Source organism: Novosphingobium aerophilum, from assembly GCF_014230305.1.
Taxonomy (GTDB): Bacteria; Pseudomonadota; Alphaproteobacteria; order Sphingomonadales; family Sphingomonadaceae; genus Novosphingobium; species Novosphingobium aerophilum.
This window is the reverse complement of the sequence record NZ_JACLAU010000024.1, coordinates 26,571-51,558: the sequence shown is the minus strand read 5'-3', so window position 1 is coordinate 51,558 and position 24,988 is coordinate 26,571. Positions and strand designations below refer to the sequence as shown.

Below are 24,988 nucleotides of genomic sequence, written 5' to 3'. Positions count from 1 at the left end.
CGTGCACGGGCGCGCAAAATCGCAAGCTTTTGGCGCGATCCTGCCCGAAACCTTGCAAATACGATTACTTCAAATCCGCCAAAACCGACGCATTTCTGCGGCTTTGAGCGCTTTTCACGGGCGACTACCTAGTGAGCGCCCGGCCAGAGAGGGCCCGGCCAGTGGGGGCCGGGCGGTCACTCAGGCGGTGTGGGCCGTGGCCTTGGGCACCAGGGCGAAGGCTAGCAGATAGAGCAGGCCGGTGACGATCAGCAGGTTGTCATATCCCGTGTACAGCGCCGCGTATTCGAGGCAGCCGCCGAAGATCGTACCCAGCAGGTTCACCGCGAAGGCTGCCTGCGAATCCGACGATTCCTGGAAGCGCTTCGCGAAGGCGACATTGGCGAGGAAGATCGGCAGGAAGGCCAGGGCCGTCGCCGCGACCAGACGGGCGGCGAAGGGCAAGGACAGCAACCAGGCCGGCTGGACGATCCATGCCAGGGCCAGCGCCGCGGCAATCCCGGCGAAGACCACCGGCAGCGGCGGCGTGCGGAACTTGCGCGTGACTTCCACCGCGGCCAGCACCACGATCAGCACTCCGGCGAAGACCAGGGCGTTGACCAGCCAGGTTGTGCCGAACAGCAGCGCGAAGGTGGCCACGTTCTTCGTTTCGAGCAGCAGAAACGCGGCTCCCATGAAGAACAGATCGGCATGGCCGCGCATGCCGCGCAGCGGGCCGCCCAGCAGTCGCACGGTCAGCAGCGAAGTGACCAGGATCGTGATCAGGGTGATGGCATAGAACGGCGGGAAGGTGTCGCCGCGGAAGTAGAGGAACGGGAAGTTGTCCGTTGCCGGCGCGATGACCTTGGGCGATGCGGGCTTCCAGGCGGCCAAACAGCGCTGGTCCCGTGCCGACATCGCCACGCTGACCACCGCCTGGGCCCCGGCGAAGGTGTCGACGCACGGAGCATGGCCGAATGCCGCCTGGGCGGTTCCGGCGAGACGATCGATCAGCCAGGGTTCGCGATAGTAGTTGTACATCGCGAAGGCGCCGTTCGGCTTCAGATGGCGCCGCACGGAGGCCATGGCTTCGGCGGTGAACAGGAAGGATTCGAGCCGGATCTGGGAAGCGCCGCTGACCAGGGTGAGCGAATCGGGCAGGGCGAACAGGATCAGGTCGTACTTGCGATCCGAGCTTTCCAGGAAGGCGCGGCCATCGTTGGTGTGACGGGTGACGCGCGGATCGGCATAGGGGTGATCGATGTTGCGTTCGGCGCCGATCTGCAGGATCCGGGGGTCGATATCCACCGCATCGACGCGCCGGGCGCCCTGCGACAGCGCGATCGCCACGTCAGACCCCGACCCTGCGCCGATGATCAGGACATCGCGCAGGGCATTGCCGGGCAACCGCAGATAGGGCGTCACATAAATCCGCTCGGCCTGCTCGACCTTCCATCGGGCGGGCGCCATCAACTGGTGCGGCACGCCATTGGCATTGATCTGCAGGAAGCCCGGACCATAGCCCGGCAAGGCATGGGTGGTGATCTTGTAGTAAGGCGACCAACTGACGTTGTTCTGGATGCTCTCCTTGGTGAGCATGAAGATCAGAGCGACGCTCCATGCGATCGTCAGCAGCCGGCGGCGCGGCTCGGTCAGGGCGATGTAAAGCGCGGCGGCGATCACCCCCCACACCAGCGAGGGAGCCTGCAGGAAGCTGAGCGCGGTGAACGCCAGAATGCCCAGCAGCGATCCGGCCAGATCGTACCGATAGGCGGACAGCGGCGCCAGTTGGGCGAAGCAGCGCCCCACCAGTTCGGCCGGCCCGGCGAGGATGATCGCCGCCAGCACGAACACCAGCGGCAGCGCCACCCAGGCGGGCGGGCCGTTGATCACCAGCGATGTGAAGTAGATCAGATCCGCCCCGCTGCGCTCGATCGTCACGGGAAACCGCAGCACGCCGATGACCAGGATGGTCAGCAGGGGCAGCGAGAAAGGCCAGACAGACCAGTCCTTGCGGCTGACGAGAAACCCGGCGCCGATACCCAGGAAGGAGCCCAGCAGCACGAAGTTGGAGAAGTACGAGAGGTGCACCACGTTCGCGCCGAGCCAGCGGATCAGGGCCAGCTCGAGGAACAGCATCAGTGCGCTCGAGGCGATCAACCGGGGCACGGCGGTGCGCGAATGGCCCTGGTCCGTCCGGTTCCGCGCTGCCTGCGGGGCGCTGTCCCGCGGTTCGATCACGCTCGTCTGGCCCATGTCATTCCCTGCCGGCAGCTCATGTCAGCAGCGGCATTAGGGGTGGCATGGTTATCAGAGTCCTAACGGTTGTCCCGTTGTGGTACGTACCGCGGCTGTTGCGCGACCCGCCCCGACCGGGTCCTTGCCGCCTCAACCGCGCGTGGCCAGGCGACGGTCCAGCGCCACCGACAGCAGTCCGGCGACAATGAAGCCGGCCGAGATTCCCACCAGGTTCAGCACCACCGTGCCGGGGCCGAAGCGGTCCAGGTCCATGAAGAAGTAGGGATAGCGGCTGTGGCCATCGCTCGCCACTGGCGTGAAGGCGACCCGCACGAAGGTGTAAGCGATGTAGCCCAGCGGATAGAGCGCCCAGAGCAGCGGCGCGGTCCAGCGCAGGCGGCCGTGCGGAGTGAACACGGCCCACCACAACGGCACCACGATCGGTGCGACGACATGATGGATCCGGTCGCCCAGCGCATCCCACAAGGTCTGGTGCGGCAGCGCCGGTAGCAGCAGGTTGAACACCATGCCGACCAGCACGATCGCCAGCATCGTCCCGCCCAGCAGCACCGGCCCGACGCTGTCCCGCCCCCGCCACGCCAGCCGGGTGAAGACCAGCCCGACCAGCAGATTGGTGGTGATGGTGAACCACCGCAGCAGCCCCCAGATCGCCTCGAACAGACCCTCGCCGCGGCCCAGGGCCTTGGCCAGCGGCGGGATCAGTGACAGCAGCACCGCCGCGCCGATCACCCCGGCCGTGATCCGGGCCCAACCTTCCCTTGTCATCCTGCCTCTCCCGAGCGCGACCCCGGCTATCCTGGTCCAGACCTAAGCGCCGCGCCGCACCGAAGGCAAGCGACCCGCGCTTTCGGGCAGGGCGGGCGCCTACCCGTGCGCCCCGAACTCGTTGGCGATCGCCGTGGTGATTCGCAGCGACAAGTGCCAGGCGCGCTCGATCGGGTCGATGAAGTCACGCCGGATCGCGGTGTAGCCGGTGGCCCCGCCATCGGGCCAGTCGCTGGGTTCGTCGACCTTGAAGTCGCTCACTTCGGGGAAGCTGGTCGGGAAGGCGCGGCGCAACTGGGCCAGGGCATCCTCGATGCGCAGGGTGAAGACCATCTCCAGCACGTCCTCGCGCGCGATATCGTTGGCACGGCTGAACGCGGGGACCTGCACCGCGCGCAGGAACATGTGCTGGAACAGCGCCAGCCGGATCGCCTGGAGCACGCCCATCTTCCGCCGCCCGTGCTCGCGGTCGGCCAGCGGGGCCTCGTCGGGGATCAGGTCGAGCAGGCGGTGCAGCTTGACCGCATCGACCCGCAGGCGCGAGACCAGCCGGCGGAACACGCCGGCGCGATCGTCCTTGGTCAGGTATTCGGCCAGGGTCAGCGAGGCCGAGGAGATGTGCTGTTCGTCCCCGCGGTAGGGCCGGCTGGCCCAGAACGCCGAATTGTACAGCTCGCCATAGGCGGCAACGGTCTTGATCGAGGCCAGGGCATTGGCCGCGCGGACCAGCCGGACGATCTGGCGGCCACGGTCGCTTTCGCGCAGCAGGGCGGCGATTTCCTCGACGTTGCCGGCCGCGGCCGTGCCGAACCCGGCGATCACATTGACCGGATAGCCAAGCTGCTGAAGGATCGCGTTGTGCGGGATCGCGCGGATCTGGCGCAGGCTCATCCGGCGGTCGGCGGCAATGTCGGACTGGCGGCGCGACTTGCGGCTGCCCGTGTCGTTCAGCAGGCCCAGGCCAAAGGCCGTTACCGCCCGCGAATAGGTGTCGCTGGCCAGGTGCGCCTGCTGGACGCGGCGGATCGCGCGGTAGAAATCCAGGCTCAGGTCGGTGCGGCGGTAGAACGGATCGGTCGGCGCCTTGGGATCGGCCTCGGCCGGGCCGTTCTGGGCAAAGCGGGTGAGGGTGGCCAGCGCCAGTTCGGGTGAGCCGAAGCTGAGATAGCCATCACCGCCCTGGAACGAGACCTCCGGCTCCAGCCGGATCCCGGCGCGGACGAAGCGGCGGCGCGCCCAGGGCGACATCTGCCAGCCAACCCGGTCGGCGAAGGACGAGGGGTGGCAGCCGCGCCCCATCGATTCGCCGCCGGTGTTGAAGATCAGCGCGGCCACGTCGTTCAGGCCGTTCGCGGCCATCGCCTCGGCCATGCGGCCGTGCAGGCGTTCGATCGCCAGCGCCGCCGGGATCTGCCCGACGAACCGCCCGGCATCCGAGAACCCGGTCTGGATCGCCACCCGGCCCCGTCCCTTGGCGTAATCGCGATAGGCCTCCTCGGCCAGCAGCGAGTCGAGGAAGCGGCCGCCGTGCTCCAGCGCGCTTTCGGTCTCGAACAGCGGCGAGACGTCGACCTTGTCGGCAATCCCGAACAGCTTGGCGAAGTACAGCGCGGCCAGCACCGTGGTCGGCTGTTCGCATTCGGCCACCAGCATCCGGATCGGGGTATCGGCATCGATGTGGTGGAGGATCTGCGCCATGGCGAGGAACTGGCGGGTCGCCGTGCTGTTCTCGATCGCCAGGGCGGCGAAGTTGGTGCGCAGCGGCTGCGCCTCGGCCAGCAGCTCGCGCATGCGGACCAGCGCGGCCTGGCTGGCCAGATCGAGCCGCCCGTCCGGATCGATCCGGCGGCGGATCGCGTTCTGCAGTTGCGACGAATTCACCCGGAAGTGGATCCAGCCCATGCCCAGCCCGTCCGCGCGCATGGCGGCGGCCGTGACCAGCAGGGTGCGCGCGGTGTCGTCATCGGCCTCCCGAGCCTCGGCCTCCAGCTCGGCGATCACCGGGGCCAGGCTGACCAGCTTGTCCGGATGGTCGGCGGTGAGCGTGTTGGCCGCGGCGGAGAGCGCGGCGGGATCGGTCAGGTCCTGGGCGAACAGGGCGGCCATGTCTGCGGCGCGCTCGCCGGCGCGGGTCAGCCGTGCGGCCAGGTCGGGCGCGGCCTGGGCCAGGGCGGCGGCATAGCCGGCCAGCCGCTCGGCCTTTTCGGCCAGGCGATAGCGGATCGAGGTGTGCCAGCTGATATCGGTGCGCCCGTCCATGTCGTAGCCGACCCAGGTGGCGAAGCGGAACGGGCAGGGCCGCACCTCGCGCCAGCGCTTGGGCCACTGCGCGCGGGCGGCGTCCAGCACCTCGCCGACGATCCGGTCGCGCGCGGCCTGGGCGTGAGTCAGCGCCTTCATCGCCTCCGCGTGCTCGTAGTCGAGCGTGATCGTGTCGCGATCGTGCGGCGCGACGCAGACGGTGCTCGCGGCGATGTCGTCGCTCGAAGCGGCGGCGACCACGGCGGCGGTCTGGGCGCGGCTGAGCAGGAAGGTGGGGTGCGCGGTGAACACCACGTGCAGGAAGGGGCGCTGCCAGCGCGCGACGAACTGGGCGAAATCGCCGCTCTGCGCGGCGGCGCGGATCGTGGCGGCATTGGCGGCGGGATCAACCGGACCGACCATCCGCACCAGCCGGCTGGCCCGCGCCTGCAGACCCTCGCATTCCAGTTCCGCGATCAGGCCGTCAAGATCGTCGAGGGTCAGCGTTCCGGCCTCGAGCTGGCGCGACAGCTCGAGCCCCAGTTGCGAGACCGGATTGAACAGCGGGCTCAACGCGGTGAAGCGGTGCAGGTCCTGCAGGCGGGCTTCGAGCGCGGCCACCTTCGGCGGCGAGGCGAAATCGGGCACGGCAGTGGGCATTGGGGCGTTCCTTCGGTTCCGCCTGTCTGGGCCCCTCTCCCGGAGCGGCCGGCCTGTTTCTTCTCAGACTGCCGCCCGCCGGGAAGCCAGTCTGTCAGAATAACCCCGTTCGGGGTAGGGGTGGGTTAGGGTTGTGCGAGAGCCGCAGCCGCGCGTGCCGCCGTTTCGATCGCCGCCCCATCGGGCGCACCCTTGTTGACGATCCACGATCCCCCGACGCAGAGCACCGGCTCCAGCGCGAGCCAGTTGGGCGCGGTGGCCAGCGAGATCCCCCCGGTCGGGCAGAACTTCGCCATGGGGAATGGGCCGGTCAGCGCCTTCAGCGCCGGGATCCCGCCCGAGGTTTCGGCCGGGAAGAACTTGAAATGGGTCAGTCCCAGGTCGAGCCCCAGCATGATGTCCGCGGCATTGGCTGTGCCGGGCAGGAACGGCACGCCGCTGGCCACCGCCGCCTGGCCCAGCGCCGGGGTCAGGCCCGGCGAAACGATGAACTCGGCCCCGGCGGCGAGCGACTTGTCCAGGTCGGCCGGGTTCAGCACGGTGCCCGCGCCGACGATCGCGCCGGGGACTTCGCGCATGATCCGGATCGCGTCGATCGCGCAGGCGGTGCGCAGCGTCACCTCGAGCACGCGCAGCCCGCCGGCCACCAGGGCCTCGGCCACGGGCGCGGCATGGGCCAGGTCCTCGATCACCAGCACCGGGATGACCGGGGCGGTGCGCATGATGGTTTCGATCGGGGTCATCTCAACAGTGTTCCTTGGCAAAGGCGGCCGCCGCACCGAACAGGCCGGGCTGCGGATGGGTGATCAGCTTGACGGGGAGCGCCGCCATCAGCGCCTCGAACCGGCCCTTGGCGCGGAAGCGCTCGGCAAAGCCTGATTGCATCAGGGTCTGGCGGATGCGCAGGCCGAGGCCCCCGGCGATGACCACGCCCGCGGCGCCCTGCGCCAGCGCCAGGTCCCCGGCGACGGCGCCCAGCGAAAGGCAGAAGCGATCCACCGCGGCGGCGGCCAGGCTGTCCTCGCCCGAGGTGCCGAGCTGCCAGATGGCCCGGTCGTCCAACTGGCGGATCGGCTTGTCCTCCATCGCGGCCAGCGTCTCGTAGATGTCGACGATCGCCGGGCCGGACACCACGCGCTCGACCGAGACGCGGCGGAAGCGCTGGCGCAGCCGGGCGAGGATGCGGTCCTCGATCGTGTCGAGCGGGGCGTAGTCGATATGCCCTCCCTCGGTCGGCTGGACGCGGTAGCCGCCCTGGCCATCACGCCAGATATGGGCGACGCCCAGCCCGGTGCCGGGGCCGACGATGGTGATTGTGCCCTCGGCCGGAAGTCCCTCGTCCGGGCCGCAGAGGTGGACGAAATCGGTATCCGCCACCCGCGCGACGGCATGGCCGACCGCGGCGAAATCGTTGACCAGGGTATGGCGTTCGACGCCCAGCTTCTCGGGGATCAGCGCCGGGCGGATGATCCACGGGTTGTTGGTGAAGCGGATCACCTCGCCGCCGACCGGCCCGGCGACGGCGATCGCCACGGCCGGGGGCAGGTCGCGCCCGAGATGCCGGGCGAAGTCTTCCCAGGCGGTCTGGAAGCTGGCGTGATCCTTGGTGTGGAGCGTGATCGGCTCCCCCAGCGCGATCGCGCCGTCGGCACCGACCGTGGCCAGGGCGAAGCGGGCGTGGGTGCCGCCGATGTCGACGGCGACGAGTTCGGTGGGGGTGGTCACGAAAGCCCCTCCCCTGAAGGGGAGGGGTGAGCCTTGCGCCCAGCCCAGCGGTCCGCCCATCACATCCCCCCCAGCGCCAGCATGGCCGATCCGCCGCGCTCGGCGCTGTCGGCGTGGAGGCGGAACATCGCGAAGAGCTCGCGGCCCATGCCCTCGCCGGCGGGCGGAGCCACGGCGGGCGTGCGCCCGGACAGGTCGGCCAGGACCTCGAGCGCGCCGGTGTGGGCGCAGAGCCGGATCACGTCGCCGTCCCGGACCAGCGCCAGCGGCCCGCCGCCCAGCGCCTCGGGGGTGACGTGGATCGCCGCCGGGACCTTGCCCGAGGCGCCCGACATGCGCCCGTCTGTGACCAGCGCCACACGGTAGCCGCGATCCTGCAGGACGCCCAGCGGCGGGGTCAGCTTGTGCAGCTCGGGCATGCCGTTGGCACGCGGGCCCTGGAAGCGGACCACCACCACCACGTCGCGGTCAAGCTCGCCGGCCTTGAACGCGGCGGTGACCGCTTCCTGGGTCTCGAACACGCGGGCAGGGGCCTCGATGGTCCAGCGCTCGCGATCGACCGCGCTGGTCTTGAAGGTGGCGCGGCCCAGGTTGCCCTGGACCAGCCGCATCCCGCCATCCGGCTGGAACGGCGCGGCGACCGGGCGCAGCATCGTGTCATCGCCGCTTTCGGCCGGGGCAGGGTGCCAGACCAGCCGGTCCTCAGCCAGCGTCGGCTCGGTCGCATAGGCGGCCATGCCGCCCTCGGCGATGGTCAGGGTGTCGCCGTGGATCAGCCCGGCATCGAGCAGCTCGCGGGTGACGTAGGCGATGCCGCCGGCGGCGTGGAAGTGGTTCACGTCGCCCGCGCCATTGGGATAGACCCGCGCCAGCAGCGGCACGACCGAGGACAGCTCGTCCAGGTCCTGCCAGTCGAGCAGCACGCCCGCCGCGCGCGCCATGGCGGGCAGGTGGATTGCGTGGTTGGTCGATCCGCCGGTGGCCAGCAGGCCGACCGCGGCGTTGATGATCGCCTTCTCGTCCACGACCTTGCACAGCGGGCGATGATCGCTGCCCTTGCGGCCGATCGCGGCCAGCCGATGCACCGCCTCGCGTGTCAGGGCCGAGCGCAGCGGCGTGTTCGGCGGGATGAAGGACGCGCCCGGCACGTGCAGGCCCATCAACTCCATCATCATCTGGTTGGAATTGGCCGTGCCATAGAAGGTGCATGTGCCGGGCGAGTGGTAGGACTTGCTCTCGCTTTCCAGCAGGTCGGCCCGGCTGGCCTTGCCCTCGGCGTAAAGCTGGCGGACCTTCTGCTTTTCCTTGTTGGGCAGGCCGCTGGGCATCGGCCCGCCCGGCACGAAGACGGCGGGCAGGTGGCCGAAGCGCAGCGCGCCGATCAGCAGGCCGGGCACGATCTTGTCGCAGATGCCGAGCAGGGCCATGCCGTCGAACATCGCGTGGCTCAGCGCCACCGCCGTGCCCAGCGCGATCGCGTCGCGGCTGAACAGCGACAGCTCCATCCCGTCCTGCCCCTGGGTGACGCCGTCGCACATCGCCGGAACACCGCCCGCCACCTGGGCGGTCGCGCCCACCTCGCGGGCATAGAGCTTCATCGCCTCGGGATAACGGCCATAGGGCTGATGGGCCGAGAGCATGTCGTTGTAGGCGGTGACGATGCCCAGGTTCGGCCCGCGCATGGTGGCGATCGCCGGCTTGTCCTCCAGCGCGGCGGCGAAGCCGTGCGCGAGGTTGGAGCACGACAGGAACTCGCGGTCGCCATGGCGATCGCCCTCGCGCGCCATCAGGTCAAGGTAGTGCTGCCGCGAGGCCTTGGACTTCTCGATGATCCGGTCGGTGACGCGGGCAAGGGTGGGGTGCAGGGTGGCATGCAGGGTCATGGGGTTCTCACTCGTGCCAGGTGACGCCGTCGCGCTCGGCCAGCGCGATCGCGGCCGAGGGCCCCCAGCTGCCGGCAGTGTAGGTCTTGGGGGTGATGGCGTGGTCGTCCCAGGTCTGGCGGATCGCGTCGATCCATTCCCACTGGGCTTCCACCTCGTCGCGGCGGACGAACAGGGTCTGGTCGCCCTCGATCAGGTCGAGCAGCAGGCGTTCGTAAGCGATCCGCTTCTTCGGCCCGGCGAAGGCGTCGGGCATCGAGATGTCGAGCGAGACCTCGCGCAGGCGGATGCCGCCGCGATCCAGCCCGGGCTCCTTGGCCATCAGCGAGAGGGTGATGTTCTCGGCCGGCTGGATGCCGATCACCAACTGGTTGGGCTGGGTCCGCGCACCGCGCCCGGCGAAGATCGAATGCGGCACCGGGCGGAACTGCACCACGATCTCGGTCACGCGCTCGTACAGGCGCTTGCCGGTGCGCAGGTAGAAGGGCACGCCCTTCCAGCGCCAGTTGTCGACATGGGCCTTGATCGCCACGAAGGTCTCGGTGTCCGAATCCCGGCCCAGCTCCTGATCGTAGCCGGGGACGGCGGCCCCGCCGATCGCCCCGGCGCGGTACTGGCCGGTGACCGTCTCGTCCCGCTCCACCTTGCGCAGGGAACGCAGCACTTTCACCTTCTCGTCGCGCACAGCGGTGGCATCGAAGCTCGCGGGCGGCTCCATCGCCACCAGGGCGAGCAGTTGGAGCATGTGGTTCTGCACCATGTCGCGCAGCGCGCCGGCGCCGTCGTAGAAGCCCACGCGGCCTTCCAGCCCCACGGTCTCGGCCACGGTGATCTGGACATGATCGATGTGCGCGGCATTCCACAGCGGTTCGAACATCACGTTGGCAAAGCGCAGGGCCAGCAGGTTCTGGACCGTTTCCTTGCCCAGGTAGTGATCGATCCGGAAGATCCGGTCCTCGGGAAAGGCGCTGCTCACCGCGTCGTTGATGTGGCGGCTGGTGGCCAGGTCGGTGCCCAGCGGCTTTTCCAGCCCGATCCGGGTCTGCTCGCCCGCCAGCCCGCTGGCGACCAGCCCGGCTATGGTCGGCTCGAACAGGCTGGGCGCGGTCGACAGGAAGATGGCCAGGCCGCGCTCGACCATCCCCACCTTGGTCGCCAGATCGGCAAAGCCCGCCGCGTTGTTGGCGTCCAGCGGCTGGTAATGCAGCCGCTCGAGGAAGGGCTCGATCGCCGGCTTGCGGTAGTCCGGCAGGTAGGTCTCCAGCGCCTTGCGGGCGAAGGCGCGGTAGCCGGCGTCGTCCAGCTCCTGCCGGGCTGTGCCGACGATGCGCAGGTGTTCATCGACCAGGCCATCGGCATCGAGCGCGCAGAGCGAGGGCAGCAGCATGCGCTGCGCCAGATCGCCCGTGGCGCCGAACAGCAGCAGGCAATCGGCGGTGAAACCCATTCTCGTCCCCCGAAGGTCGGGACCGGATGGTCCGGCGGCAGGAGCGGCGCCCCTGGCCTCCATCCGGTCTTCTTGCGCCGATGCTACAACCACATTTGCCTGCCCCTGCGGAAGGGGAAGAATACGTCTGCGCTTGGCTGCATTCGAATGGATCGGCCGCGCGAGCCCGCGTCGCCCCGATGTGGGGTGCGGATCAGCTCAGGTCGTCGCGGTGCTTGAGCGCCAGCACCGCCAGTTCGGTGCGGTTGTCCACGCCCAGTTTCTGGTAGAGGGCGTGCAGGTAAACCTTGATCGTCCCTTCGGTGATCCCCAGCGATCCGGCAATGTCGCGATTGCGCTGGCCCTGGGCGATGAAGGCCACGATCGTCTTCTCGCGCGGGGTCAGGCTGGCGAAGGGCGAGGGAGTCTGGCGTCGGGTGGCTTCGGTGCTGGCCCGGTCCAGCAGGTCGGAGGCAATCGCCTTGCCCCCGGCCATGACCGTGTCCAGCGCGCCGATCAACACCTCCTCGGCGCCGGCCTTGGCGACGATCCCGCTGACCCCGGCGTCGATCGCCGCGAGCAGCGGGCCATCGTCGATCTGCGCGGTGAGCAGCACCACGGGACGCGCATCGCCGCGGGCACGCAGCTCTTGCAGGGTGCTCACCCCGTCGCCGTCGGGCATCGCGACATCGAACACGCAGATGTCGGGCTGGTGCGCGATCACGGCCTCCAGCGCCTCGCTCCCCGATCCGACGGTGGCGACCACCTGGTAACGGGTCGAGGCCAGCACGGCCTCGACGCCGGTGCGAATGAAGGCGTGGTCATCGGCGATCAGGACAGTGGTCATCGGGCGGCTCCGTCGGCTCCGAGCGGGAGCAGGATGGCAAGATGGGTGCCCTGCGGACTGCTGTCCACTGCCAATTGGCCTCCCAGCGTCGCCACCCGCTCGCGGATCGACCATGGCTGCTGGTCCGCTCCGGTCAGTTCGAACCCGGCGCCGTCGTCGGCAATGTCCAGGACCAGCCCGGCGCCGCGTCGCTGCAGCGCCACGGTAACCTCGCGCGCGCCGCCATGCCGGGCGGCATTGGCCACGGCTTCGCGGAGCAGTTGCTGAAGCTCGTGGCTGTACCAGCCCGGCACCGTGGTGGCCGGGGCGCCGGTCACCGTCACGGTCAGGTTCCAGTGCATGGCGGCGTCGCTGGCCGTGGCCCTGAGATCGTGCAGCAGATCCTGGTCATCGGGGGTGCTGGCGGGGCTGCGCAGCGCATCGATCAGGGTGCGGACGTGTTCCTGCTCGCGCCGCAGGGCATCACGCACGGTCACCAGTTCGACGTCCAGCGCCCGCGGATCCTGCATGCGCCGCAGGGCCTCCAGCCGGAAGCAGGCGCCTGCCAGTGACTGGGCGACGCTGTCATGCAGATCGCGCGCGATGGCCGCCCGCGTGCGTGAGAGCAGGGCCTCGCGTTCGAACTCGATCACCGCGATGCGATCGAAGGCACTGCTGATCTCGCGGTTCAGGATGCCGCCGAGCGTGACGAAATCGGGTCCCGGCCCGGTCAGCTCGGCCAGCACGATGATGCCGCTGCCGCTGACGCAACGCAGCGGCAGGGTCAGCCCCTCGGTGATTCCACAGTGCGCCGCCAGCGGCATCGGCGTCCGCAGCGTCCGCGCATGCGGCAGGTTGTCGGCATCGCGGACCAGCTTGCGCCCGCGCAGGCTGTCGAACAGGCGGACCTCGTCCCCACCCTCGTCCCACCCGACGATGGCGTCCGGACCCAGCCGCTCCAGTCTGCGCTGACCATTGCCCATCTGGTGCAGATTGAGCCAGGGCTCTTCCGCGTCGCTCCAGGCAAGCACGCCGCGGCGGGCCCCGGTCACGGCCATCGCGTGTTCCAGTGCGCGCCAGCGCAGGTCGGTGCCGTCATCCGTCTGCGCCATCGGATCGTCCGGGCCGGGATCGAGCCGGGTCACATGGGGATCGCGGCGCTGCACGCCGAACCAGACCAGCACGATCAGCAGCGCGAGCATGTAGAGCGACCGCCGGCCGAACCGATAGACATCGATCGGCAGGCCCAGGTTCCAGATCACCAGCCCGACCACCACGAACAGGACCGTCGCGAACACACCGGTGACCGAGGCGACCCGCCAGTCCCAGCGCAAGGTGGCCGACAGGATCGCCAAGGCGAACAGCGCCAGGAAGGGGCTGGTGAAATCGGCATTGCCGGTTTCGGTCACGTACACGGCAGCAATGAATGCCGTCACGTCCAGGGCCAGCAGCCCCGGTGCGATCCGCTGGTCGTACCACCAGGATCGCCAGGCCACGACCGCCGCCAGCAGGCTCACCGCCAGATATCCGAACAGCAGCGCCTTGCCGCGATCGAGGTCCGATGCCGTGGCCACGGGTTCGACCAGGACGGCGATCAGGAACACGCCAACCAGGATCACCCTGAACAGGGCAATGACCCGGCCCGACCGGTTTTCGAATGCGGCGCGCAAATTCATCCGGAACCCTCGGGACCCGTGATGCACGGCCCCGGGCGGGGTGGTCAAGCCGGATGCGGTGACTTGGCCCCGCTTTCCTACTCGGGCCGATTCGGATCAGAGGGACGGCTGCCGATCTGTCAGGAGGATCCATGGCCCGTTCCCCATCGCCGCCGCCAGCGCGCGCCCAGTCCGCTGCTCATCCACCCGCCCCCGCCGGGTCGCCCCCGCTGGGCCACCTGTCCGAACGGTATGAAAGCGGCGGACGCGGGCCGGGCACGGTCAGCAGCGGCCAGGCCGATCCGGGCGGGGTGTCCTAAGGGCTCTATCAGTTCGCCAGCCGGACCGGCACGGTCGCCGCGTTCCTCGCCGGTGAGGGTGCGCCATGGCGAGCGGCGTTCGGGGCGGCTGCTCCGGGTTCGCCCGCCTTCGCGACCGCCTGGCAGGCGATTGCCCGGGGTCAGCCCGAAGCCTTCACCAGTGCCCAGCGGGCCTTCATCGAACGCACCCATTATCGCCCGGTCGTCGCGGCCGTGCTGGCCCGGACCGGGCTCGATCTGGACCGCGGCCCGGCTGCCCTGCGCGACGTGGCCTGGTCCTGCGCCGTCCAGCACGCCGCGGCGGCGCGGATCATCGCCGATGCCGTGGCCGCAACCGACGCGGCACTGCCCCGGACCGACCCCGCCTATGCGGAAGGCCTGATCCGCGCTGTCTATGCCCGGCGGAGCGCCTATCTGACGCGGCTGGGGGCGCGGCTCGGCGGGCCGACCCAGGCCCTGTTCGCGGGCATCGTCGCGCGCCGCTATCCAGCCGAATGCGCAGCGGCGCTGGCCTTGCTGGCGGCGCGGGATGGCGAGCCCTGAAAAGCGTATTTGCCCGGGCGCGAATTTCAGGCCAGTGTCACGCCATCCCTGTGTCCTGCACGAGTATTGCCGATGCGTTCCCTGTTCCTGCGCAGCCTTGTCCTGTCGACCGCCCTGGCCGGCCTGTCCGTCCCCGCCCATGCCGCGACCCCGGAAGAGACCGCTGCGGCGGCGCTCAAGGCCGCGCCCGTCTGGGATGGCCACAACGACGTGCCCGAACAGCTGCGCGGGCGCCGCAATGACGTGATCGCCGGATTCGATTTCCGCGACACCACCAACACCGCCGATCCCGCCACCGGCGAACAGGCCATGCACACCGACCTGACGCGCCTGCGCAAGGGCAAGGTCGGGGCGCAGTTCTGGTCGGTCTATGTCTCGGCCAACCTGACCGAACAGCAGGCGGTCCAGGCGGTGATGGAACAGATCGACGTGACCAAGCGGCTGGTCGCGGCCTATCCCGCCGATCTGCAGTTCGCCACCTCTTCGACCGAGGTCCAGCAGGCGATGAAGGCAGGGCGGATCGCCTCGTTGATGGGCATGGAGGGCGGCTATGCGATCGGCTCGTCGCTGGGCGTGCTGCGCCAGTTCCATGCGCTGGGCGTGCGCTACATGACTCTGACCCACGTCAAGACCATCGGCTGGGCCGACAGCGCCACCGACGCCCCGCAGCACGGCGGGCTGACCGATTTCGGCAAGGATGTGGTGCGCGAAATGCAGCGCATCGGCATGCTGGTCGATCTCAGCCACGTCAGCGAGGACACGATGATGGACGCCCTCGACGTGGCCAGGGCGCCGGTGATCTTCAGCCATTCGGGCGCCCGCGCGATCGCCCATCATCCGCGCAACGTGCCCGATGCCGTGCTGGCCCGTCTGAAGGACAACGGCGGGATCGTCATGGCGGTGACCCTGCCGGCCTATGTCAGCGACCGCGTGCGCGAATGGGATCTGGCCCGCACCGCGCAGCGCGCGCGGCTGCAGGCGCTGCACATCGCCGATCCCAAGCGCGCCGCCGCGGAACTGGCCGCCTGGGTCAAGGACAACCCGGCTCCGCGCGCGACCCTGGGGGAACTGGCCGACCACGTCGAGCACATCATCAAGGTCGCCGGGATCGACCACGTCGGGCTGGGGGCCGATTTCGACGGGATGGAATCGACCACCGAAGGCCTGCCCGACGTGTCCGGCTATCCGGCCCTGTTCGTCGAACTGGCCCGGCGCGGCCACAGCCAGGCCGATCTGGAAAAGATCGCCAGCGGCAACATGATGCGCGTGCTCAAGGCCGCCGAGGCCTATGCCGCCGCCCACCGCGCCGATCCGCCGATCGAAAGCAAGACCACGTTCTGATCGGGCTGGCCGTGCGCCGGTGTGGTCGTGCGCCCGGATGGGCGTACGCCCGTGTCGTCGTATGCCAGTGTGGCCAGGTCTTGCAAACGAAGTGACTCAGTGCACAACTGTGCGCGGGAAGGTGGCACGACCCTGTCGGAGCCACTTATGTGGAATGCTGTTTCCGTCCTTCGCACCGGCCCGGTGAAACTCCGGACTGCAGCCATCCTTTCGGCCTTGTGCTGTTCCGCTTCGGCCCTGGCGGCTGAGCCCAGCGACATCACTGTCAACGGTCTGTACGTCTCCCCCGCGGAGCAGCGGCAGGCGATCACCCGGTTCGTCAAGCGGATGGCGGTATCGAACGAGATGGGCCAGGCCGCTCGCCGCGATGCGCCCTTCTGCCCGGTCGTGGTGGGCCTGCGCGACGAATACGTCGGCGTGATCCTGCGCCACATGCGCGAGGCCGCGGCCGCGACCCGCCGCATCACCGAGGCCCCTGCGGGTTGCTCGCCCAACCTGGCCGTGATCTTTACCCCCAACGGTCGGGCTGCGGCCCAGCGCATGGGCAGCAGCCAGCCGTTATGGCTGGATGAGGGCAACTCCGTGATGCGCGATGCCTTCCTCCGCTCGGACCGCGCGGTGCGCTGGGCTTACAGCACACTGCCGTTGACCGCCGACGGGGTGCCAGTGATGGAACCCATCGCTCGACACTACGGGCATAGCCTGATCTCGACCCAGGTGAAGCTCGACCTGACGGGGACCCTCGTGATCATCGACGTGAACAAGGCCGAGGGTTTTCCGCTCGACGCGATCGCCAGCTATGCGGCCATGGTCTCGTTCGCGCCGGTCGCGCATAACGATTCCCTGATGGCGGCCACCCCCAGCGTGCTGGGCATGTTCGCCCGGTCCGGGCCGCGCATCGCCGCCGAGCAGCGCCTGTCCGACTGGGACCGGGCCTATCTCGAGGCGGTTTACGCCATGCCGATCGACCGTCCCTGGTGGCAGCAGCGCTCCGCGCTGATCGCCCGGATGAACGCGGCGCTGACCGCTGCGAGGGAGGCGGGGGCCGGCGCCGCGCCAGAGGCCCCTCCGGCGACCGGCCCCGATCGGCCGGGCGGAGTCTAGACCAGGCTCTCGCGCAGCAGCCACAGGCCGACCGCGATCATCAGCGCATAGATGATCCGGTAGAAGCGTTGCGGATCGACCCGCCGGACGATCCGCACGCCGGCCCAGGTGCTGGCCAGGGCGAGCGGCACCAGCAGGGCGGAATGGAACAGGTTGGCCCGGCTGAACTGGCCCAGCGCGACATAGCCCGGCACCTTGATCCAGTTCATGTAGGCAAAGGCGATCGCCGTGGTGCCGACCAGCTTGTCGCGCTCCAGCCGGCGGGCCAGCACCCACATCTGGAACGGCGGCGCTCCGGCATGGGCGACATGGCTGGCAAAGCCCGAGAAGGTGCCGAACAGCGATCCCACCCAGCCGGGCGAGTCCGAGGGCAGGGTGGTGCGCCCGCCGCGTTCGGCCCACAGCCGCTGCAGCCCGAACAGCAGCGAGACCAGCCCGACCACGCCCAGCACCGCCGCCTCGCTGACCGAGCGCGAGAACAGGTAGCCCAGCCCGACCCCCAGCGTCATGCCCGGCATCATCACCTTCAGCACGCTGCCGTCCCAGCTATGCCGGAACGACCAGACGCTGACCGCGTCCTGCACGATCAGGATGGGCAGCATCACCGCGGCGCTCTCCACCGGGGGATTGGTCAGCACCATGATCGGCATGGCCAGCGCTCCCGCGCCCGAAAAGCCGCCCTTGGCCAGACCCGAAACGATCACCGCCAGCGTCGCGCAGAGGATGGCTGGCCAGGACTGGAACATGGCGGAACCTCCCCCGTGCCGACGCCTCCGGCCGGTAGCCCCGGCCCCTGTTCGCGCGCTCAGTCGCGCAGCAGCTCGTTGATCCCCGTCTTCGAGCGGGTCTGGGCATCCACCGTCTTGACGATCACCGCGCAGTACAGCGACGGGCCCGGGGTGCCATCGGGCAGGGGCTTGCCGGGGAGCGAGCCCGAGACCACCACCGAATAGGGCGGCACCCGGCCGATGTGGATCTCGCCGGTGGCACGATCGACGATCTTGGTCGAGGCGCCGAGGTAAACCCCCATCGACAGCACCGAACCTTCGCCCACCACGACACCCTCGGCCACTTCGGCGCGCGCGCCGATGAAGCAGTTGTCCTCGATGATCACCGGCCCGGCCTGCAGCGGTTCCAGCACCCCGCCGATCCCGGCCCCACCCGAAATGTGGACGTTCTTGCCGATCTGCGCGCAGGAGCCGACCGTGGCCCAGGTGTCGATCATCGTGCCCTCGTCCACCCGCGCGCCCAGGTTGACGAAGCTGGGCATCAGCACCACGCCCCTGGCGATGTGCGCGCTGCGGCGCACCACGGCGCCCGGCACCACGCGGATGCCGGCGGCGCGGAAGCGCGCCTCGTCCCAGCCGGTGAACTTCAGCGGCACCTTGTCGAAGGCCGGCGCCCCGGCGCTGCCATAGTCCATCACCGCATTGTCGTTCAGCCGGAACGACAGCAGCACCGCCTTCTTCAGCCACTGGTTGACGCGCCAGCCGCCCTGGCCGTCCGGCTCGGCGACGCGGGCCGCGCCCGAATCGAGCAGGTCGAGCGCCTGGTCGACGATGGCCCGAACCTCGGCGCTGGCGGGAGTGACCGTGTCGCGTGCCTCGAAGGCGGCTTCGATCTGGGCGGCAAGGTCGGTCATGGAACGAATCTCCGGTGCGTGATCAGGCGCGGCAGGCCTGCGCCGCGCGCCTAGACGGTGCGGACCACCGGAGCAACCCGGAGGGGCAATAGACCTATCACGACCTTAAAACCGGGTGAAGAACGCTAGTCTATCCGGAAAGGGTATCTAAGCTGGAGGCCCCATGATTCGTCGTGTTCACCGGATTGGCCTAATCGTTTCGGTCATGCCGTTCCTCGCGGCCCTGAGCGGCTGCGGCGGCGGTGGCGGCTCTGTGGCGAGCACGCCGGTCACCCCGACGACGCCGACCACCACCACGCCGACCACGCCCACCACCCCGGTGTCCACGCTGATCCCGGCCGAGACCTTCCGTACCGCGGAGTACAACCGTTCCGACGGCCCGGCCTATCACAACGCGATCCCCGCCTGGCAGACCGGCGCCAGTGGCAAGGGCGTGACACTGGGCATCGTCGACACCGGCATCGACACCACCAATCCGGAATTCGCCGGGCGCATCTCCTCCGCCTCGCAGGACGTGGTCGGCGGTCGCGGCCTGTTCGGGACCGACACCCATGGCACCCAGGTGGCGCTCGCCGCGGCGGCCGCGCGCGACAACACCGGAGTGATGGGCATCGCCTGGGAGGCCAACATCCTGATGGCCCGTGCCGACGATGTCGGCAGTTGCGGATCGAGCGGCGGCTGCGCGTTCAGCGACAACTCCATCGCCAACGGGATCGACCTGGCGGTCAACAATGGCGCCAAGGTGGTGAACCTCTCGCTCGGCGGCACCGGTGCCAGCAGCCGGGTGCTGCGCTCGGTCGCCAATGCGGCGGCCAATGGCGTGGTGATCGTGGTCTCGGCGGGCAACGGCGGGGTCGACAATCCCACCTCCTTCGCCTCGGCGCTGCGCGCCGCCGGGGGCGGCAACGTGATCATCGCGGGGTCGGTCGGCACCTCGGGCGCGCTGTCCGGATTCAGCAACAAGGCCGGGACCGAGGCCAACTGGTACCTCGCCGCGCTGGGCGAGCAGATCTGCTGCGTCTACGAAAACGGCAAGATCAAGACCACGGTCGACGCCTCGGGCCAGACCTTCATCACCGTGGTTTCGGGCACCAGCTTCGCCGCGCCGCAGATCGCCGGGGCCGCGGCCCTGCTGCGCCAGGCCTTCCCCAGCCTCACCGCGCAGCAGGTGGTCGACCTGCTCCTGTCGAGCGCGACCGAGGCCGGTGCCGCCGGGCCGGACGCGACCTTCGGCCGCGGCATCCTGAACATCGCCGCCGCCTTCGCCGCCAAGGGCACCACCTCGCTGGCCGGGACGACCAGCGTGCTGCTGCCCAGCGACAACAGCATCATCACCTCCAGCGCGATGGGCGATGCGCTGCAGCGCGTCTCGGCCCGGGCCACCGTGCTCGATGCCTATCGGCGCGCCTATTCGCTCGACCTGGCGGGGATGGGGCGGACCACGCCGATCGTCCCGCGCCTCGGCATGGCGCTGCTCGGGCAGGGTCGGCCGGTCAACCTCGGCCACGGGCCGGTAACCCTGGCCTTCACCGCCGGCACGCCGGGTCTGAACGGGACGACGGGCGAGCCGTGGAGCGGCCCGCTGCGCCTCTCGCGCGAGGATGCCGGCGCGGCGCGGGTGCTGGCCGGACGGGTCATTGCGCGGGTGGCCCCGGGGCTGGACGCCGCCTTCGGCTTTGCCGCGGGCAGCGACGGGCTGGGGGCCGGGCTGCGCGGCGCTCCGCAGGCCGCGTTCCTGGTCGCTGCGGGAGCGGCGGATGATCTGGGCTTCCTGCGCAGCGATCTGGTCGCCAGCGCCATCCGGCTGAAGCTGGGCCGGGCCGGCCTGACCGTTTCGGCCGACAGCGGCCGGGTCCTCCCGGTGCGCCAGACCGGCCTGCTGCCGGGCGATCCGATGCGCGAGGCGCCCCGGGTCAGCCGGTTCGGCGTCACGCTGGACCGGCGCTTCGGCGGGCTGTCCGGCGCGCTCGCGGCGAGCTGGCTGGCCGAGGACCGCACCGTGCTCGGCGCGCGGCTGGCCCAGGCCTTCGCCGGACAGGGCGCCGACAGCCTGTTTGTCGATCTGGGCGCAAGCTGGCAGCCGGCCTCGGGCTGGTCCCTGACCGGGGCCTATCGCCGCGGCCTGACCCGCGCCCGCAGCGGCGCGATCCTGCTCGGCAGCTCGCGGCTGGCCAGCAGCGGCTGGAACGTCGATCTGGTAAGGCACGGCGTGATCGGTCGTCGGGACAGCCTGGCACTGCGGCTGGCCCAGCCGCTGCGGGTGGAAGGCGGGGGGCTCGACCTCAACCTGCCCACCGCCTGGAACTATGACACGCTCAGCGCCGTCCATTCGGTGCAGCGGATCAACCTGGCCCCCACCGGGCGCGAACTGGATGCCGAACTGGGCTGGACCGGGCCGTTCGCCGGCGGATCGGCCGGGGCCACGCTGTTCTGGCGGCGCGATCCGGGCCACATGCGCGGCCTGCCGCCCGAACAGGGCGCGGCGCTGCGCTGGTCGGTCGGGTTCTGACACACACCGGCGAACCGGCGGGGATCAGCCCCGGGTCAGCTCGCGCACGAAGTCGATCAGTCCGGTCTGGCGGGTGCGGCGCATCCGCTCGGCGCGCAGGATCTCGGCGACCTGGGTGAAGCAGGCCTCGACGTCGTCGTTGACCACCACGTAGTCATAGCCGTCCCAGTGGCTGATCTCGGCCTGGGCCCGGGCCATCCGCGCCGCGATCACCTCTGCGCTGTCGGTGGCGCGGCCGATCAGGCGGCGGCGCAGCTCGTCCAGGCTGGGCGGCAGGATGAACACCCGCACCACGTCGGCCTGGGCCTTCTGGTGCAATTGCTGGGTGCCCTGCCAGTCGATGTCGAACAGGAAATCCTGCCCCTCCTTCAGCCCGGCGCGGATATGGGCCTTGGGCGTGCCATAGGAATGGCCGAAGACATGGGCCCACTCGAAGAACTCGTTGGCCTCGACCATGCGGTCGAATTCGTCCTGGCTGACGAAGTGATAGTCCTTGCCGTCCACCTCGCCGGGCCGCATCGGCCGCGTCGTGGCCGAGACCGACAGCGCGATCTCCGGGTCCTCGGCCAGCAGCCGCCGCGCGATCGTGGTCTTCCCCGCTCCCGAGGGCGAGGACAGGATGAACATCAGGCCGCGGCGGTGCAGGGTATCGGAAGCCATAGCCGCCCATGCCGCAGGCGCGGGGGAAAGATCAAGGGGGCGTGGTCCGGTCGAGCTTGGGCCGGAGCAAAACGGATGCCTACAGCCCTGTCCCGGGTCAAGCCCGGGACGACGAGGTTTTGAGCTGGTGCTTGTTGCTGTTGCCCGCCTGACAGCCTCCCCAATGTCGGCGCCGATACCCCAGGCACAACCCCAGAGCATCGTCGTCCCGGGCCTGACCCGGGACAGGGCTCTCTGCCCGCCTGTGCGACTGCTCAGGCCAGCAGCAGATCGTACAGATCATCCCAATCCGGATTGCCACGCTCGATCAGGGCGAACTTCCATTCCCGTCGCCATCGTTTCAGACGCTTCTCGTAAGCGATGCAGTCGGCCATGGTCGCGCCAGGTTCCGCCCAGACCAGCCAATCGAGACCGCGTCTTTCGCAATAGGCCGAGCCTGATCCGGTCCGGTGCTGGGTGATGCGGCGGGCAAGATCCGCTGTAACACCCACATACAAGGTGCCGCGATAGCGGTTTGCCATGATGTAAACCCAGCCACCGTAGCGAGGCTTGTCCATAGCCAGAACAGAGGCGATGTCGTGTTTCCGATCAAGCGCCGAGGTGGTGGTCTGGCGAAAAGGGTAACGGTCTACCCCGGAGGCTGGAAGGCCAGCCCTGTCCCGGGTCAAGCCCGGGACGACGATGGAATGGTGTTGGACTTAACGTGTCGGCGCGGACGGAAAACGCTGCCGTGCTCATGTTTTCCGGCAGGGCTCGTCCCAAATCCCCGTCGTCCCGGGCGTGACCCGGGACTGGGCCGGCCTGGCCCTCCGCCGAACCCGGCCATGCGAGGGACGATCGGCTTGGCTGGTTGCTGCCCGAATGCCCGGTCTGCGCGATCGGACGGCTTGATCCCGGGTCAAGCCCGCGACGACGAGGGGAAGGTTCCTGGGGGACGGGGCCTCGACAGAACGCAGACGGAAAACCCCGCCAGGCCCGAACAATTGCCGTCGTCCCGGGCTTGACCCGGGACAGGGCTCGCCTTTGTCGGGCGCTGGCCCCGAGCTTACCCCTTCTTGCCCTTTTTCCGGTCGTACAGCGCCTTGGCCAGCAGGCCGCCGCCGACGATGATCGCGCCCGGGACCGAGCGGGTGGCGATGCGGGCGACTGCGGTGCCGAGCAGGGTCTGGCCCATGGTGCGGCCCTTGATGATCTTCTGCGCCTTGCCCTTGCCGAGCGTGCGGCCGAGCAGGTTCTGTTCCACGGCGCGGCGCATCAGGGCTCCGCCGCCGCGCAGCACCAGATCGGCCAGGATCATCCTGGTCATCGGATCGGGGGAGGGCGCGGCCGCAGCGTCTGCGGCCGTGTCCGCCGGCTCGGAAGTCTGGTCGGGGGCGGCTTCCAGCGTCGTGCCGGTCGGCTTCACGACCTTTCCGCCGGGCTTCCTGCCTATCGCCACCTTCGGCTCCTTCGCGATTGCGCCGCTTACTTCTTCCGCCCGAAATCGACGGTCACGACATTCGATCCATCATCGGCGGTAACGCGGGCGGGATCGGCCTGTTCCGTGCCGGCCGAATCGTTCTCGGCCTCTTCGTGGGGTTCGGGGGTGAGGTCGGCGACCGTCGCCTGGAACTGCAGGCCGAAGTCCACCGCCGGATCGACGAAGGCGGTGATCGCCGAGAACGGCACGTAAAGCTTGGTCGGCACCTGGTTGAACGACAGCCCCACCGAGAAGCTGTCCCCAGTCACCGCCAGGTCCCAGAACTTGTTCTGCAGGACGATGGTCATCTCGTCGGGAAAGCGTTCGCGCAGCGACTTGGGGATGTCCACGCCCGGGGCGGCGGTCTTGAAGGTGATGTAGAAGTGGTGATGCCCCGGCAGCACCCCGCCGGCGGCGGCCACCTGGCCGAGCACCCGGCCGACCACGGCGCGCAGGGCTTCCTGGACGATCTCGTCGTACGGGATCAGACTGTCGGGCGTATCGCTCATTTCCCTTCAAGTGGCGTCCCGACGCGCGATGGTCAAGCCGGCTTTGTCGGGCAGGGTGGGGGCAACGCGGTTCTTGCACCTTGGGCCGGGGGGTCTATAGGCGGCGCGGACCAAGGACGACAGCCCATGCGCACCGCCAGCATCGCTCGCAAGACCCATGAGACCGACATCGCGGTCGAGGTGAATCTCGACGGCACCGGCACCTACCAGGTGTCGACCGGAATCGGGTTCCTGGACCACATGATCGAGCAGTTCTCGCGCCATTCGCTGATCGACGTGACCTGCCGGATCGTCGGCGATCTGCATGTCGACCAGCACCACACGGTCGAGGATTCGGCGATCGCGCTGGGCCAGTGCATTGCCCAGGCGCTGGGCGACAAGGCCGGGATCGGCCGCTATGGCGAGGCCCATTCGGCCATGGACGAGGCGCTGGCGCGCGTCGTGCTCGACATCTCGGGCCGTCCCTGGCTGGTGTGGAACGTGCGCTTCACCCAGGAACGGCTGGGTGAGATGGACACCGAACTGTTCGAGCACTGGTTCCAGTCGATGGCCCAGGCCGCCGGGATCACGCTGCACATCGAACAGCTCTACGGCAGCAACAACCACCACATCATCGAAGGCGTCTACAAGGGCTTCGCCCGAGCCATGCGCCAGGCGGTCGAGCGGGATCCGCGCAAGGGCGGGGCCGTGCCCAGCACCAAGGGGATCCTCGGGGCGGGATCGATCGGGCCGGAGTCGGGCGACTGACATGGCCGAGGTCCTGGCCCTGATCGATTACGGCGCCGGCAATCTCCATTCGGTCGCCAATGCGCTCAAGGCGGCGGGCGCGACCGGGGTCGCGGTGACCGCCGATCCCGACGTGGTGCGCGCGGCGGACCGCATCGTCCTGCCCGGAGTCGGATCGTTCCGCGCCTGCGCCGAAGGGCTGCGCGCCATCCCCGGGCTGGTCGCGGCCATGGAGGAGCGCGTGCAGGTGGGCGGCGCGCCGTTCCTGGGGATCTGCGTGGGCATGCAACTGCTGGCCAGCCGCGGGGTGGAACACGGGATCACCGCCGGGCTCGACTGGATCGCCGGCGAGGTCCGCCTGATCGAACCGACCGATCCGGCGATCAAGGTGCCGCACATGGGCTGGAACGATGTCGCCTTGGCCACGCACCCCGGCGATGGCGGCCTGCTGGAACCCGGCGAGGCCTACTTCCTCCACTCCTACCAGTTCCTGCCCGAAGACGGCGCGGCCGTGGCGGCGATGACCGATCACGGCGGCGGGATCGTCGCGGCGGTGGCGCAGGACAATGTGGTGGGGGTGCAGTTCCATCCCGAAAAGAGCCAGGCCTATGGGCTGGCCCTGCTGGAAAGGTTTCTGGAATGGCGGCCTTGAGGAGCGTGAGCCCCTCTCCAGGCTCCGCTAGCCGCCGCGGCGGCAAGCTCCGCCATCCTCTCCCCCGCCGGGGGAGAGGATACGAAGGCTTGGCCGCGCAGCGG

At 69.5% G+C, this 24,988-nt stretch carries 20 protein-coding genes and 1 pseudogene; 6 read left to right on the top strand and 15 right to left on the bottom strand.

The genetic code is table 11. The features are described 5' to 3' along the window. Positions 1-180 precede the first annotated feature (180 nt). The 9 genes from H7F49_RS13545 to H7F49_RS13505 all read right to left on the bottom strand — a co-directional run bounded on the left by H7F49_RS13545 (position 181) and on the right by H7F49_RS13505 (position 13,440). Positions 181-2,235, bottom strand: coding sequence for a spermine/spermidine synthase domain-containing protein (locus tag H7F49_RS13545; protein WP_185684113.1), 2,055 nt, complete (start codon positions 2,233-2,235; stop codon positions 181-183). 132 nt (positions 2,236-2,367) lie between these two features. Beyond that, positions 2,368-3,003, bottom strand: coding sequence for a Pr6Pr family membrane protein (locus H7F49_RS13540; protein WP_185684112.1), 636 nt, complete (start codon positions 3,001-3,003; stop codon positions 2,368-2,370). A gap of 99 nt (positions 3,004-3,102) precedes the next feature. Then, complete coding sequence (locus H7F49_RS13535; protein ID WP_185684111.1) at positions 3,103-5,904, bottom strand: phosphoenolpyruvate carboxylase; 2,802 nt, start codon at positions 5,902-5,904, stop codon at positions 3,103-3,105. Positions 5,905-6,029: 125 nt separating this feature from the next. Next, positions 6,030-6,647, bottom strand: coding sequence for a bifunctional 4-hydroxy-2-oxoglutarate aldolase/2-dehydro-3-deoxy-phosphogluconate aldolase (gene eda, locus H7F49_RS13530; protein ID WP_185684110.1), 618 nt, complete (start codon positions 6,645-6,647; stop codon positions 6,030-6,032). A gap of 1 nt (position 6,648) precedes the next feature. Then, on the bottom strand, positions 6,649-7,629 hold the full coding sequence (glk, locus tag H7F49_RS13525) for a glucokinase (RefSeq protein WP_328806752.1): 981 nt from the start codon (positions 7,627-7,629) through the stop codon (positions 6,649-6,651). Positions 7,630-7,688: 59 nt separating this feature from the next. After that, positions 7,689-9,512: a phosphogluconate dehydratase gene (gene edd / locus H7F49_RS13520; RefSeq protein WP_185684108.1), complete on the bottom strand. Its 1,824-nt coding sequence runs from the start codon at positions 9,510-9,512 to the stop codon at positions 7,689-7,691. A gap of 7 nt (positions 9,513-9,519) precedes the next feature. Beyond that, complete coding sequence (zwf, locus tag H7F49_RS13515; protein WP_185684107.1) at positions 9,520-10,959, bottom strand: glucose-6-phosphate dehydrogenase; 1,440 nt, start codon at positions 10,957-10,959, stop codon at positions 9,520-9,522. Between the two features lie 193 nt (positions 10,960-11,152). After that, positions 11,153-11,785 carry a response regulator gene (locus tag H7F49_RS13510; RefSeq protein ID WP_185684106.1) on the bottom strand — a complete coding sequence of 211 codons (633 nt, stop codon included), beginning with the start codon at positions 11,783-11,785 and terminating at the stop codon, positions 11,153-11,155. Next, entirely contained in the window at positions 11,782-13,440 is a 1,659-nt protein-coding gene (locus tag H7F49_RS13505) for a sensor histidine kinase (protein ID WP_185684105.1), read from the bottom strand. Before H7F49_RS13505 ends, H7F49_RS13510 begins: the two co-directional genes overlap by 4 nt. Positions 13,441-13,571: 131 nt before the next feature. Here H7F49_RS13505 and H7F49_RS19920 point away from each other — a divergent pair. From H7F49_RS19920 to H7F49_RS13485, 3 genes and pseudogenes are all read left to right on the top strand, one after another. Continuing rightward, a pseudogene (locus tag H7F49_RS19920) lies at positions 13,572-14,282 on the top strand (VgrG-related protein). Positions 14,283-14,354: 72 nt separating this feature from the next. Beyond that, positions 14,355-15,623: a dipeptidase gene (locus H7F49_RS13490; RefSeq protein ID WP_185684102.1), complete on the top strand. Its 1,269-nt coding sequence runs from the start codon at positions 14,355-14,357 to the stop codon at positions 15,621-15,623. Positions 15,624-15,806: 183 nt separating this feature from the next. Further along, on the top strand, positions 15,807-16,727 hold the full coding sequence (locus H7F49_RS13485; RefSeq protein ID WP_185684101.1) for a hypothetical protein: 921 nt from the start codon (positions 15,807-15,809) through the stop codon (positions 16,725-16,727). Here H7F49_RS13485 and H7F49_RS13480 read toward each other — a convergent pair. Beyond that, the gene (locus H7F49_RS13480) at positions 16,724-17,473 is read right to left on the bottom strand and encodes a sulfite exporter TauE/SafE family protein (RefSeq protein WP_185684100.1); all 750 of its coding nucleotides are present in this window, start codon (positions 17,471-17,473) and stop codon (positions 16,724-16,726) included. The genes H7F49_RS13485 and H7F49_RS13480 overlap by 4 nt on opposite strands. A 59-nt stretch (positions 17,474-17,532) precedes the next feature. Further along, positions 17,533-18,369 carry a 2,3,4,5-tetrahydropyridine-2,6-dicarboxylate N-succinyltransferase gene (gene dapD, locus H7F49_RS13475; protein ID WP_185684099.1) on the bottom strand — a complete coding sequence of 279 codons (837 nt, stop codon included), beginning with the start codon at positions 18,367-18,369 and terminating at the stop codon, positions 17,533-17,535. 163 nt (positions 18,370-18,532) lie between these two features. On the opposite strand from dapD, the gene H7F49_RS13470 reads away from it, so the two are divergent. Further along, positions 18,533-20,878, top strand: a complete 2,346-nt coding sequence (locus H7F49_RS13470; protein WP_185684098.1) for a S8 family peptidase — start codon at positions 18,533-18,535, stop codon at positions 20,876-20,878. A gap of 24 nt (positions 20,879-20,902) precedes the next feature. On the opposite strand, the gene gmk is transcribed toward H7F49_RS13470, so the two are convergent. The 4 genes from gmk to H7F49_RS13450 all read right to left on the bottom strand — a co-directional run bounded on the left by gmk (position 20,903) and on the right by H7F49_RS13450 (position 23,506). Further along, entirely contained in the window at positions 20,903-21,538 is a 636-nt protein-coding gene (gene gmk / locus H7F49_RS13465; protein ID WP_185684097.1) for a guanylate kinase, read from the bottom strand. 254 nt (positions 21,539-21,792) lie between these two features. Beyond that, positions 21,793-22,095, bottom strand: a complete 303-nt coding sequence (locus tag H7F49_RS13460; protein ID WP_185684096.1) for a GIY-YIG nuclease family protein — start codon at positions 22,093-22,095, stop codon at positions 21,793-21,795. Positions 22,096-22,583: 488 nt separating this feature from the next. Further along, positions 22,584-22,976, bottom strand: a complete 393-nt coding sequence (locus H7F49_RS13455; protein WP_328806751.1) for a hypothetical protein — start codon at positions 22,974-22,976, stop codon at positions 22,584-22,586. A gap of 26 nt (positions 22,977-23,002) precedes the next feature. Next, complete coding sequence (locus tag H7F49_RS13450) at positions 23,003-23,506, bottom strand: SspB family protein (RefSeq protein WP_185684095.1); 504 nt, start codon at positions 23,504-23,506, stop codon at positions 23,003-23,005. A 126-nt stretch (positions 23,507-23,632) separates the two neighbouring features. On the opposite strand from H7F49_RS13450, the gene hisB reads away from it, so the two are divergent. Both hisB and hisH read left to right on the top strand, forming a co-directional pair. Next, entirely contained in the window at positions 23,633-24,253 is a 621-nt protein-coding gene (gene hisB, locus H7F49_RS13445; protein ID WP_185684094.1) for an imidazoleglycerol-phosphate dehydratase HisB, read from the top strand. A 1-nt stretch (position 24,254) separates the two neighbouring features. Beyond that, entirely contained in the window at positions 24,255-24,884 is a 630-nt protein-coding gene (gene hisH / locus H7F49_RS13440; protein WP_185684093.1) for an imidazole glycerol phosphate synthase subunit HisH, read from the top strand. Positions 24,885-24,988 lie beyond the last annotated feature (104 nt).

Bases quoted from the DNA above. Each gene is read 5' to 3' on its own strand.
- H7F49_RS13545 (WP_185684113.1), bottom strand. From the start codon at position 2,235: ATGGGCCAGACGAGCGTGATCGAACCGCGGGACAGCGCCCCGCAGGCA.
- H7F49_RS13540 (WP_185684112.1), bottom strand. From the start codon at position 3,003: ATGACAAGGGAAGGTTGGGCCCGGATCACGGCCGGGGTGATCGGCGCG.
- H7F49_RS13535 (WP_185684111.1), bottom strand. From the start codon at position 5,904: ATGCCCACTGCCGTGCCCGATTTCGCCTCGCCGCCGAAGGTGGCCGCG.
- eda (WP_185684110.1), bottom strand. From the start codon at position 6,647: ATGACCCCGATCGAAACCATCATGCGCACCGCCCCGGTCATCCCGGTG.
- edd (WP_185684108.1), bottom strand. From the start codon at position 9,512: ATGACCCTGCATGCCACCCTGCACCCCACCCTTGCCCGCGTCACCGAC.
- zwf (WP_185684107.1), bottom strand. From the start codon at position 10,959: ATGGGTTTCACCGCCGATTGCCTGCTGCTGTTCGGCGCCACGGGCGAT.
- H7F49_RS13510 (WP_185684106.1), bottom strand. From the start codon at position 11,785: ATGACCACTGTCCTGATCGCCGATGACCACGCCTTCATTCGCACCGGC.
- H7F49_RS13505 (WP_185684105.1), bottom strand. From the start codon at position 13,440: ATGAATTTGCGCGCCGCATTCGAAAACCGGTCGGGCCGGGTCATTGCC.
- H7F49_RS13490 (WP_185684102.1), top strand. From the start codon at position 14,355: ATGCGTTCCCTGTTCCTGCGCAGCCTTGTCCTGTCGACCGCCCTGGCC.
- H7F49_RS13480 (WP_185684100.1), bottom strand. From the start codon at position 17,473: ATGTTCCAGTCCTGGCCAGCCATCCTCTGCGCGACGCTGGCGGTGATC.
- dapD (WP_185684099.1), bottom strand. From the start codon at position 18,369: ATGACCGACCTTGCCGCCCAGATCGAAGCCGCCTTCGAGGCACGCGAC.
- H7F49_RS13470 (WP_185684098.1), top strand. From the start codon at position 18,533: ATGATTCGTCGTGTTCACCGGATTGGCCTAATCGTTTCGGTCATGCCG.
- gmk (WP_185684097.1), bottom strand. From the start codon at position 21,538: ATGGCTTCCGATACCCTGCACCGCCGCGGCCTGATGTTCATCCTGTCC.
- H7F49_RS13460 (WP_185684096.1), bottom strand. From the start codon at position 22,095: ATGGACAAGCCTCGCTACGGTGGCTGGGTTTACATCATGGCAAACCGC.
- H7F49_RS13450 (WP_185684095.1), bottom strand. From the start codon at position 23,506: ATGAGCGATACGCCCGACAGTCTGATCCCGTACGACGAGATCGTCCAG.
- hisB (WP_185684094.1), top strand. From the start codon at position 23,633: ATGCGCACCGCCAGCATCGCTCGCAAGACCCATGAGACCGACATCGCG.
- hisH (WP_185684093.1), top strand. From the start codon at position 24,255: ATGGCCGAGGTCCTGGCCCTGATCGATTACGGCGCCGGCAATCTCCAT.